This window comes from Shinella sp. JR1-6, assembly GCF_004284735.1.
Taxonomy (GTDB): Bacteria; Pseudomonadota; Alphaproteobacteria; order Rhizobiales; family Rhizobiaceae; genus Shinella.
In genome coordinates this window covers 1-11,397 of the sequence record NZ_SHMI01000059.1, presented here as the reverse complement: position 1 = coordinate 11,397, position 11,397 = coordinate 1, and the positions used below count along the sequence as shown (strand labels likewise).

The 11,397-nt window shown below is 59.5% G+C and carries 8 protein-coding genes and 2 pseudogenes; 4 read left to right on the top strand and 6 right to left on the bottom strand.

Translation table 11 applies throughout. The features are described from left to right. Positions 1–742: 742 nt before the first annotated feature. The 4 genes and pseudogenes from EXZ48_RS33290 to EXZ48_RS33275 form a co-directional block, all read left to right on the top strand. A pseudogene (locus EXZ48_RS33290) lies at positions 743–1,440 on the top strand (IS66 family transposase); the annotation flags it as partial. 80 nt (positions 1,441–1,520) lie between these two features. Further along, complete coding sequence (locus tag EXZ48_RS33285) at positions 1,521–2,564, top strand: IS110 family transposase (protein ID WP_050746816.1); 1,044 nt, start codon at positions 1,521–1,523, stop codon at positions 2,562–2,564. A gap of 284 nt (positions 2,565–2,848) precedes the next feature. Next, positions 2,849–3,013: pseudogene (locus tag EXZ48_RS33280) on the top strand (transposase domain-containing protein); the annotation flags it as partial. Next, on the top strand, positions 2,997–3,182 hold the full coding sequence (locus EXZ48_RS33275; protein WP_024271631.1) for a hypothetical protein: 186 nt from the start codon (positions 2,997–2,999) through the stop codon (positions 3,180–3,182). The pseudogene EXZ48_RS33280 and the gene EXZ48_RS33275, both read left to right, overlap by 17 nt. 533 nt (positions 3,183–3,715) lie before the next feature. Here EXZ48_RS33275 and EXZ48_RS33270 read toward each other — a convergent pair. The 6 genes from EXZ48_RS33270 to EXZ48_RS36025 form a co-directional block, all read right to left on the bottom strand. Next, complete coding sequence (locus tag EXZ48_RS33270; protein ID WP_024271630.1) at positions 3,716–5,365, bottom strand: exonuclease domain-containing protein; 1,650 nt, start codon at positions 5,363–5,365, stop codon at positions 3,716–3,718. Positions 5,366–5,368: 3 nt separating this feature from the next. Then, a complete protein-coding gene (locus EXZ48_RS33265; protein WP_023516421.1) occupies positions 5,369–5,899 on the bottom strand; it encodes a hypothetical protein in 531 nt (176 codons plus the stop codon). An 11-nt stretch (positions 5,900–5,910) separates the two neighbouring features. Further along, positions 5,911–7,737: a DUF294 nucleotidyltransferase-like domain-containing protein gene (locus EXZ48_RS33260; RefSeq protein ID WP_050746944.1), complete on the bottom strand. Its 1,827-nt coding sequence runs from the start codon at positions 7,735–7,737 to the stop codon at positions 5,911–5,913. Between the two features lie 71 nt (positions 7,738–7,808). Continuing rightward, positions 7,809–9,575, bottom strand: coding sequence for a sodium:solute symporter family protein (locus EXZ48_RS33255; RefSeq protein WP_024271628.1), 1,767 nt, complete (start codon positions 9,573–9,575; stop codon positions 7,809–7,811). 9 nt (positions 9,576–9,584) lie between these two features. Next, on the bottom strand, positions 9,585–9,845 hold the full coding sequence (locus EXZ48_RS33250; protein WP_024271627.1) for a DUF4212 domain-containing protein: 261 nt from the start codon (positions 9,843–9,845) through the stop codon (positions 9,585–9,587). A 1,245-nt stretch (positions 9,846–11,090) separates the two neighbouring features. Beyond that, positions 11,091–11,240: a response regulator gene (locus EXZ48_RS36025; protein ID WP_371687690.1), complete on the bottom strand. Its 150-nt coding sequence runs from the start codon at positions 11,238–11,240 to the stop codon at positions 11,091–11,093. Positions 11,241–11,397: the final 157 nt, after the last annotated feature.

The window sequence follows — 11,397 nt, the reverse complement described above, 5'->3', positions numbered from 1 at the left end:
CCTCCGTTCGGCACAGGGAGTCAGAAATTCGATGATTTGGGAACCCTCCACGAGTCGCCGTCAGCGCTCGTTGGTATCAGCAGCTATCGGCGACGGCTCGTCGCCATGAGATTACGCGCTTTCAGTAGAATAGCTGGCGCACGGCGGTGCTGGAAGGGCGGTTTGGGGGTGGTTCATTGGATGGCTTCGTTTCCGTTGTTCCGGATTACGACGCGGTGGCCGGGCCTCCTGTTCCGGTTGCTGAGGTGGAGTGTTGTCCTGGACCTGAACCGGGGTCGACTGTCGAACGTAGACCACAGCTTTGCGTGTCAGCACCGAGGTGGCAAGGAGAATTTGCTTGTCATCGCTCGCCTCCCTCGCTGCGACGCCGGCTGCGGCCATCAGAAGGGTTGCCAGCCTCGTGACAACGGGCTCCGTTCCGCGTCACTCAAATCTCGCATCTGCGGCGTATCGAACGGTATGCTCAGTTGCAGGGTCAGTATTGGCAAAGTCGAGGGTGGTGGTAGTGCCTTCATGGCGCGCCATCCTGGATGGCCGTGAGTCCATCCGTTGAACTTTGCCTGACACCACGCTCGGTAAGTAGCCTATGAAGCTCCATAAGGCTTGCCACCGCAACCTGTGGCTCGCCCATCTCCATGCTGGCGCAAAACGCTCGATCCAGCATCCATTCCGCAATCTGAATGACTTCGCCAGGCCGAACCTCTATCCGCACGATCGCGCCGCTGGCCCAATCCTCACGACTTTCGTGCCGAAAACAACCACCCTTGCGCCCGGTTCGGGCAAGACCATGAAAGCCTGGCTTTGGGCTTACGCACGCGATGATCGGCCCTATGGCGGAACCAGCCCGCCGATGGTGACCTATCGCTTCGAAGACAGCCGAGGTGCGCAGTGCGTGGCGCGGCCTCTCGTTGGCTTAATTGGTATCCTGCAAGTCGATGGATACATGGCCTACACCAGCCTGGCCAGGACGCGGGCCAAAGGCGGCAACAACGAGACGATCCAACTCGCAGGCTGCTGGGCGCATCTCAGGCGCAAGTTTTACGACCTGCACATCACCGGGGTCTCGCAGGCTGCGACGGATATGGTCGTCGCCATGAGCGCACTATGGAAGGTCGAGGATGAGGTTCGCGGCCGGGATGTCGAAACCAGAGCGACGCTGCGACAGCAAAAGTCCGCAGTCATTGTCACCGGCCTCTTCGATCTGTGGGAAAGAGAGCTGCGCAAAATCTCTGGGAATTCCAAGACTGCCGAGACGATCCGCTATGCACTCTCCTGGCGGGACGTGCTGGAGCAGTTCCTGGCGGACGGCCGTGTCGAAATCGACTCCAACATCGTCGAACGCGCGATCAGGCCTCAAACAATCACGAGAAAAATAGTCTATTCGCCAGCAGCGAAGGTGGTGGACGCACCTGGGCGACATTGGCCACTCTCCTTCAGACCTGTTGGGGTGGACGGCCCCCAAATCGGCATCGATGTGCCAGAATGAGGTCGTTACAGATCTCAAGCGAAGGAGACCGTCCGTGGAAGAGATTACCCGCATCGGAATGGACACGTCAAAGCACGTCTTTCAGTTGCATGGCGTAGGCGCTACTGAGGAGCCCGTGCTGCGCAAAAAACTGCGTCGCAAGGAGATGATCGCCTTCTTCGGGAAACTGCCACCAACTGTTGTAGCGATCGAAGCGTGCGGTGGATCCCATCATTGGGCCAGATTGCTGCAATCGTTCGGACATGAGGTAAAACTCATTCCACCACAATATGTTAAGCCGTATGTCAAGCGCGGCAAGAACGACGCGGCCGATGCTGAGGCCCTCTGTGAGGCAATGAGTCGACCGACGATGCGGTTCGTCCCAGTGAAAAGTGCGGAGAGCCAGGCGGCGTTGATGCTGATCGGGGTTCGTGAGAGGTTGATCCGGAATCGGACCCAACTCGCCAATGCCATACGTGGCTATGCTGCCGAGTTCGGATTGAGTGCTGCCCAGGGAATATGCAAGGTGGAACACCTGCTCGAGCGTATCGCAACCGATGAGACGCTGCCCGAACTTGCTCGCGACTTGTTCGCGCTTCATGCACGAGAATACAGACAGTTGCAGGGAGAGATCGCCAAGGTCGAAGCCAGATTGATGGCTTGGCACCGGGCTGACGAATGCAGTCGGCGACTAGCGAAAATTCCCGGCGTCGGCCCGATCGGCGCGTCACTGCTTGTCATGAAGATGCCAGCACCCGAAGGCTTTCGCTCGGGTCGGCACTTCGCCGCCTGGCTCGGACTGACGCCAAAAGATCACTCCACCGCTGGAAAAATCCGGCTTGGCGGTATTACACGTGCCGGCGATGAAACCCTGCGAAGCGTTCTCGTGGCAGGGGCGACTGCTCTTCTGCGCCACGTTCGAGAAGGGCGCGGCAAGAACGCTTCGCCATGGCTCAGGGAACTCCTCAAGCGCAAGCCGCCGAAGCTCGTGGCTGTGGCATTGGCTAACAAGATTGCCCGCGTCGCATGGAAGCTCATGGTGACCGGCGGGCAATACAGGGCCGACACCGCGCAACCGCTTCATGCCCGAGCCGTATAGAGATCAGCCAGCCGCGGCGAGTGATCTGCGGAACGCTGCCGCACTGAACTGATGCCCAAACTTGCAAGAAGAAGAGTAGATGGTGATCGATCGTTCCGAAGCGCGTGACAATCCGTATAATGCAAAGGCCGACAAAGGCCGCAGACCTGTTTGGAACTCGCGTAGCGGAAACCATCTTGGCCCGCGGTCATGTGCGGCCGCACACTCAGAGGCCGGACATATGATCGCAAGCGATCGGTTCAAATTACTGCCGTCAATCTTGCAAGCCGGGGGCCGTCCACATATGCAAAATGAACAGCGTCGATCCGCTCGCCTGGCTCTGCCAAACCTTGACCCACATCGCTCAGGGCAGGCCCGCGTCTGAAATCGAAGACCTCATGCCCTGGAACTTCAGGTCCGACGCCATCGGCTACAGGCTCACACTATGGCGACATGATCCGTGCCCATGAACGCAGCGAAGAGGGCATCACAACGTTCAACGACCGGGGGATCGAAAGCCTGAAGGAGTTCCTCGCCGATATCCGCACCTGGCAAGGAGGTGTTTGGCAGTTCCTTGTCGATGAGCAATGCGGCCAGGGAAAAATCAAACGCATCATGGCATACGAGCCGAAATCATAAGTGCTGCGGCGCTCGCTAAAGGGATAGGGAAGCCCGGCGAGCCGCTCCGATGGACCAATCCTGTAGCAACCCAACCCGCATGAAGCAAGCACGCATCACCTTGCTCAAGCACCAGCAGAATCGTCCGGTCAGGACGGTGCCGCAGCCTAAACCGATCCCGCGGATGGGAGCGCCGGCCGGACCGGCGACCGCGAACACCAAGTTGGTTGGCTGAGCCTGTCCAACGCCATGATGAAGCGGTCACAAAGCGCCGACCTCGAAGAAAACCTTGAGCGTGCCCGACGATAGCACCGACACAGATTGACAAACGTGATTAGAGAACGTCCTGGGAAACGATCGATTCTAAACACCAGGCCGTCATCGGTGGACTTCTTAGGGAGAAGAAATGACGACGGCCTGGGACCGTTGCCGGCATGACATAGCCTGCACGGCCCGTGCTCTCTGTCAATCTGTTTTGGCTAAGGACAGAAACGCGGCGGATGAATTTAAGTGATTGCGAGTGTTGTGGGAATAACCTGGAAGTTTTTCTATTCTCATGGTTCCATTTCTGTGTGGGTTCTACGTCGGTAATCGGGAATTTTCCTGAACGCCTCAGCGATATCTCCAAACCTTGCTATTCCTTTTCCCATCATCATTGCCTTGAGTTTGACGAAAGCCTCGGCCGTGGCGATAGCGTCGCCCAAGGCGGTATGACGCTTGCTCGTGGGCAGGGATATGCCCAGGCGACTGATCAAGGCGTCCAGCGTATGGCTTTCATGCCGCCCGAACATCATGGTGGAGAGGATGCCGGTATCGAGAACCGGATTGCAGAACTGAATGCCGAGGGCTCTTTCACGGCGCTGGAGAAACGCCATATCGAACGGTGAGTTGTGCGCGACGAGCACGCAACCCTCCGCGAATTTGTGAAATTGCTCTACGGCACGGAGAACATCCGGCGCGTCGGCAACCATGGCTTCCGTCACTCCGTGGATCGCCGTCGATGCACTGGAAATACGGCGCCCAGGATTGACGAGTGTGTCGAAAATCTCGCTGAGCATGAGCTTGCCATTCACGATCCGCACTGCAGCAATCTGAACCAGTTCGTCACCCCGCTCAGGAAAGAGACCCGTCGTTTCCGTATCGAAGACGACATAGTTGAGTTCGTCCAAACCCGCATCGGCGATGATTTCCCGGTTCTTGCGGGAAAGCAGGTCGAAGTCGTAAACGACCGCTCGCGGCGCGTTGGAGATGGGGGCGGGGGCGTGCCCGGTCTGAACTGGGCTGTTGATTGTGCCTGACAGTGTTGTCGGCCAACCTTCCGCCTCACACGCCTGGTACCGACGTTTGAGGTCCGCCCAGGCTCCATCGTTTCTGCCAGTCGGCTCCCCGAATGCTTCTGCCGGCCGCGGGGAATTGAACACATCCCGCAAGAGGAGATCTCGCCGGGCGAAGGCGGCAATTTCCTCCGTCACGTCGCGTAGCGTCATGACATACGCGCCCGCATCACCATCATTGTTTTCAGCGAGACGCATACGGCCCGCAAGCCGTCGCGAACCTTTCGCGCAGGTAAATTCGACGACTGTGTCGGGCGCGGCTTGTTCCATGAGACGCCGATGAACGTGGCGGACTTCATGGTCTGCAAGGTAGTCGAACAGGTTGCGATCGAGGCAGATCGGCATATGCGGTGTGCCGAGCATTTGCTGAGCGACACTGTTGTAGAAGGCGATGTGGTGACGACCGGTGCAAAGCAGAATGGCAGGCGGAACATCCGACAGCATCTGCTCCAGCTTCCCCTTGTCGGCAAGCAGCTGCGACGTTTCCCGGGCGACGGTTTCGGCAAGGTCGCTGCGCGCCTGCCTTAGTGTCGCAATGGCTTGCGAAACCGCCCCGGGCAACTCACCCAGATGTTTCGCACCGGTCACATCAATGCTGCCCCCGACGTCCGCGTACGCCCTTGCCTGCATGGCGGCAGCGACGGACTTCACCGGCCGCGCGAAGTATCTGTCGAACAGAACCCAGCTGCAAAGGAGCAGGGCCGCGAATCCAAATCCCATCGCGATGCCCGCCTGTGCGAAGGCATCGTAGACGTTGGATACGCTGGCGCGATGATAGCCGAACCAGATGCCCGTCACGAGGATCGCCAGACAGCCGATCGCCAGGGCAACAAAGAAAAACAGGACGCGTCCGCGAACACCCCAACGCAAAGGTCACTCCCCTGCCGGCGCGCAGGCTGCCTTCAGGCCCGCATCGCCAGGTGTCAGATCAATCCATCTTGCGTTTTTGATCTCGCCGTTCGTCCCGATGGAAATATTCCCTCCAGACAAGTCGGCACGTTTGTTGCCGACGCAATCGAAAACCACCTTCACGATCGAGTTCGGTTGCCAACGCGCCGACAGCAGAATGTCGACTATTCTCTGATCGGGAAAATCCGGGTGGCGCTGGACGGTGCGGGTATCGACAGCGGTGAAGCGCGTGATGACGGGCGCAAGGTACGACCATGGGCGCCAGGGGGCGCTTTCCTCATTGTGCCAGGCGGTGACCACGCCCTCTGGTTGGGCGGCAAGGGCACGGGAGTACCAACTGTATTCACTCCATATCGAATAGCCGAGGATGCCGGCACCTGCGGCGGCTGGCACAAGCCATTTCGGCAACAGCCCGCGCGTGAGGGCGCGCAGGGCCATCGCAATGCCTCCCAATGCGACGCCAGCGACGACTGCGGCGATCAACTCATACAACATGTGGACTTCCTCTATATGGACGCGCTTCCCCGCTGGGCCAGAGCAGATTGCATCGTTCGCACGACGACGAAGGCATCGCGCAAATGGGAGCGTTCAAAGTCACCGAATTCATACGGCGCCAGGTAGTTGTCGGGCTTTTGGCCAGTCTTGATCTGTGCAGCCTGGTTGCGCAACCGGAATTCGGCGATCAGGTCATAGGCGGCCACCAGGTCGCTCGCGCCGGCGCCGGAGATGACTCCCGCGTCTTCGGCGCAGAGCAACCGAGCGCGCGTATTGGCGGGTGAGAGCCGCCCGACCAAGGCATAGACCCGGCCGAGATCGACAACGGGAATCACGCCGTTGTGCTTCATGTCGATCTGGTTGCGGTGCTCGCCCGTGCGCAGGGTAGCAAAGCCGCGCAATAGACCGAGCGGTGGCACGTGTTTCAGGGAGTTGCCGATCATATGGGCGACAAAGATGGAGTTGCGGCTTGCCTGATTGAGCGTTTCGGCCTGGAGATCGCTAAACAGCGCCGCGTTTCCGGCAATCGGGCGCAGGTCGAACATGACGCTTGCAAGCATCTGTGCCATCGGATCGGGTGTATCGATCCAGCCTTGGAAATATGTCCGCCACACGCGCACTGGCTGGCACCAGCGAGGATTGGTCGCCATCATGTCGCCGGGGCAGTAGACATAGCCGCAGGCGTGCAGGCCGTCGCTGACAAAACGCGCAAGGGCGTCGAACCAGGGACGTTGGCTCTCGACGAAGCTGTCGTGAAGGAAGAGGCAATTGTCCTGATCACTTACGCCGGTCTGTTCCTGCCTGCCCTGACTGCCGCATGCGAGCCAGACATAGGGCACCGGCGACGGCCCCAGGGGTTCTTCCGCCAGCTGTATCAGCCGCCGCGTCACCGCGTCGGTAACATCAGTGATCAGCCGTGTGACGACCTCGTGCGGATGGTTGCTGCCGACAAGCTGTGCGAGCAAGCGGGGAATGTGGGCGGTTATCGCGGGCAGACTCCGGGCGGTTTCTGCTTCGACGATGTCCTGAATTATCTGCGTCGAAGAGACCGCCTGAAACCGTGTCAGGTTGGTCTGCGTCAACATGCCGACAAGCGTGTCGCCATGCACCACAGGCAGATGGCCTATATGCTTTTCGAACATAAGATTAAGGACGTCGGAGCCGAGCGCTTCTGCTGGCAGGCCGATCGGATCGCGGGTCATGACGGCGCAAACCGGTGTCGTATCGGGATCGATCCCTTCAGCCAGGACGCGGGTAGAAAGGTCACGGATGGTCAGGATGCCGACGAGGCGCCCGTCGTCGACAACGCCCAGGCTGGAAATCCGGCGATCCCGCATGAGACGGGCTGCTTGGCGGATATTGTCATGGGGAGCGCAGGTGATCGGCGGGCTCGACATAAGGTCGGCGACCTTTTGCATCGCCATGTCGCTCCGGCGTGGTTCGGCATGCCGGCCTCGGGCAAAGAAACGCCTGTAGACAGGCTGCTCCTCGAACAATCGCTTGAATTCGTCTGCCGGCAAAAGCAGGAGATGCGTATCGGAAAGGCTGCGGGCCGTCGTGGCGGCGAGTCCATCAGCCAGAAGACCACGTTCGCCGAAGGAATTGCGCGCAAGCAACTGGGAAATGATCGCTCCAGCGGCATCCGTCACCTCGACGGCGCCCTCCATGATCAGGAACACGCCGGGGAGCGGTTCGCCGTGGCTGTATACCGTTTCGCCGCTGCTGCGGGTCTGACAGATGAAACACTGTGCGACGCGGTCGAACTCAGCTCTTGGGAGGCCATCGTAGGGGTGAACGGATTCCAGGAATTTAGCAATGTCAGCCGATGTGGGAGCCATGGCAATCCTGATGGTAAGGCAATCTGGGTAAGGGAAGGCGGGCTTCGAGCCCGCCTTCCTCTGGCGTCTGGTTAGTGACCGGTCGCTGCAGCCGCGCCGCGCGGGACGCGGATGGACTCGACGAGATCCTGCACATGTTTCGGTGGTGCTGCCGTCATCGCCGAGATGACATAGGCGACGGCGAAGTTGAGCAGTGCGCCGATCGGGCCGAAGGCCGTCGGGGGAATGCCGAAGAAATAATTCTCCGGCACGTTCTCCAGCATGTTCGTCCCTGCGACAAAGAACCAGCCCAGATAGGTGAACAGGTAGACGCAGGTGACGATCAGGCCGACGAGCATGCCGGCGGTCGCCCCGGCAGAGTTGATGCGCTTCGAGAAGATGCCCATCATCAGAGCCGGGAAGATGGTGGCCGCGGCAAGGCCGAAGGCGAGCGCCACGGTCTGGGCGGCGAAGCCCGGGGGGTGGAGGCCAAGGAGCGTTGCGATCAGGATCGCACCGGCCATGGCGATACGTGCTGCCATCAACTCGTTCTTTTCCGAAATGTCAGGCTTCAGCCAATCCTTGATCAGGTCATGGCTGATCGCGGAGGAAATGGCCAGAAGCAGACCGGCGGCCGTTGATAGCGCGGCGGCGAGACCGCCGGCAGCGATGAGGCCGATCACCCAGCCCGGCAGCTGCGCGATTTCCGGATTGGCCAGAACGAGGATGTCGTTGTTGATCGTCAGCTCGTTGCCACTCCAGCCCCGCTCGGCAGCCTTGGCGGCAAAGCTTTCGGACTTGTCGTTGTAGTACTGGATACGACCGTCGCCGTTCTTGTCCTCGAACTTCAACAGGCCGGTGACTTCCCAGTTCTTCATCCAGTCCGGGCGCTCGTCGTAGAGAACCGCCTGCTGCTGCGTGCCGGCGGGGAAGATCGTGTTGATGATGTTGAGGCGTGCCATCGCACCTACGGCCGGGGCCGTCAGGTAGAGAAGCGCGATGAAAACGAGGGCCCAGCCGGCGGACCACCGGGCATCAGCGACCTTTGGAACGGTAAAGAAGCGGATGATCACGTGCGGCAGGCCGGCGGTGCCGATCATCAGCGAGAGCGTGAACAAGGTCATGTTGAGCATGGAACCTTGCCCGGTGTAGGCACCGAAGCCGAGATCGGTCACAACCTGGTCGAGCTTCTGCAGCAGCGGTAGGGATGATTCCGTGTGGGTGCCGAACAGGCCGAACCACGGAACGGGATTGCCGGTCAGCTGGAGCGAGATGAAGACTGCCGGAATGGTGTACGCGATGATCAACACGACATACTGAGCGACCTGGGTATAGGTGATACCCTTCATGCCGCCGAGCACGGCATACACGAAAACGACCGCTGCTGCGATCCAAAGGCCGGTGGAGGCCTCCACTTCGAGGAAGCGCGAAAACGCGACGCCGGCGCCGGTCATCTGGCCGATAACATAGGTTACAGAGATGACGATGAGGCAGACGACGGCCACGAGGCGGGCGGACTGGCTGTAGAAGCGGTCGCCGATGAACTGCGGCACTGTGAACTTGCCGAACTTGCGAAGATAGGGAGCAAGCAGGAGCGCGAGCAGGACATAGCCACCGGTCCATCCCATCAGATAGGTGGAATTGACGTAGCCGCCACTGGCGATGATACCAGCCATCGATATGAACGAGGCGGCGGACATCCAGTCCGCAGCGGTGGCCATGCCGTTCATGACCGGGTGGACGCCGCGATTGGCCGCGTAGAATTCTGCTGTCGAGCCCGCGCGGCTCCAGATAGCGATGCCGATATAGAGTACGAAAGACGCCCCCACGATCAGCAGGTTAAGGGTGTACTGATCCATCTGCCTTCCTCACTCCTCGTCGACGCCGTGTTCACGGTCGATCTTGTTCATGTAAATGGCGTAGTAGAAGATCAGCGCGATGAAGATCACGATTGATCCCTGTTGCGCGAACCAGAAACCAAGATCGCTTCCGCCTACCGCAATAGAAGACAGCGCGGGACGTAGCAGGATGCCGAAGCCGTAGGACACGGCAGCCCAGATAGCCAAACAAATGAAAATGACGCGAATATTTGCTGACCAATATGCGTTGGACGAAGAATTTTCCGCCACGATTGTTCCTCCCTTTTCAACATTGCGCCCCCTCGGGAGACGCTCTCTTCTTGCTCCTCCGTCTCCATCTTCCCGTGACAGAGTAGGCAATCGTTAAGGAATACCCTCTCCAGAAGGGGCGGGATATTCGTCATTAGTCGATAGTAGCGGCTTAGGATCGCGCGTGGAGACCTGATTTTGGCTGCCTGCCCGTCATGCGCTTTCCTTTCCTTCTCTATGGTCGACATGATGAAACGCCTTTTCCACGGGTGCAGTTAGCCCGGCGCACTCTTGCTCGCTCGCGGTTGCCGGACCGCCATCGCGACGAGTATCCCTTCACCCGGATTCTTGTCGACAACGCAGCCGACAACGCGCGGATTGCCGGTATCTATCCGGGCGATGTTTCGTGCAGCGGGCACCCCTGAGCAGAGCGAATCTTGAAACGGAGCGCAGGATTGGTGGGCTAGGTGCCGTGTAAGCTCGCCTTTCGCGATGCCACGACCTCAAGATCGCGTCGCCGTCCGTTTTCGTCGATGCATCGGCCTTTAGAAGCTCCAACGCCGAGGTCGTGAGGTTCGCGTCGACTTCGAGGGTTTCCGCGGGCACTACACCTTCCATGACGAATTGGTCGGCTGCCATGCGCACATCATTCTCGGTTCGGGCTTCCTTATGGAGGAGGTTTGGTGGGCTGAAGCGACCCCGTACACAAGAAACCTCTTCGGCGAAACCCTGCGCGATCCCTGCAATATGCGCCGCCATGAAGGCGGGAGCGGTGGCGCGATTCTGCGCGAAACTAAGACAAGTGACAAACATGGGCGATCCTGGGTCGATTCGATTCGGAATTGTCATTCGGACACGCCAGCCAGTGCTCGATGCCGACAACCCCTCGGCGAGTGGACGCTTCGTCGCGAAAGGCAGCCGCCATGACGGCCTATGACAAAAGATGCAACGCCTGTGTGCGCGGGCGCTGCTGCTGAGCGCCCGCGATTGCATTTCCAGCCAGTGCTTGAAACGGCCAAGGGTCTCCGCCGCGCGGTGTCACGCGGCATGACCCAGTTTTTCAAGTTCGTAACGAAGCGTGCCGATAAGGCCGCCGAAGTTCGTGATCTTCTCCCGATTGGGAATCAGCAGGTGGGTAAAGGAGAGGATGCACGGGATGCACGCACACGCAGCCGCGCAGCGTGAGGATCACCGGACTCCCTCCGACGATGTCCTCTTTGACGCTGCCGCCTTCGACAAGACTTTGCAGACGCGCGATTTCGTGTTTCACCGACGCCCATGTTTCGTGGCTTGGACGGCAAGGCCGACGTCGCCATGCACCGTGACTAGCACGACAGGAATGCCTATGTGCTTGCGAACTATGGAACTGAGCAGCGTTATGTCATCCATACTCGGCATGCGTGTGTCGGTGACGATCTTGACACGGTCTGCTCGTTTGGCCCGAAAAACATAAAGCGAGCCGTTGAACGGTTATGTGGCGCGCCACATAACCGTTCTTATGTGCCGGGCGAGATTATGTGGCGGATCCGTCCTTGCGCCAGCCGAGGCCCGTCTAATCTGGAATTCTCCGCCA

Coding starts and splice junctions, on each gene's coding strand:
- EXZ48_RS33275 (WP_024271631.1), top strand. CDS start 2,997: ATGATCCGTGCCCATGAACGCAGCGAAGAGGGCATCACAACGTTCAAC.
- EXZ48_RS33265 (WP_023516421.1), bottom strand. CDS start 5,899: ATGTTGTATGAGTTGATCGCCGCAGTCGTCGCTGGCGTCGCATTGGGA.
- EXZ48_RS33260 (WP_050746944.1), bottom strand. CDS start 7,737: ATGGCTCCCACATCGGCTGACATTGCTAAATTCCTGGAATCCGTTCAC.
- EXZ48_RS33255 (WP_024271628.1), bottom strand. CDS start 9,575: ATGGATCAGTACACCCTTAACCTGCTGATCGTGGGGGCGTCTTTCGTA.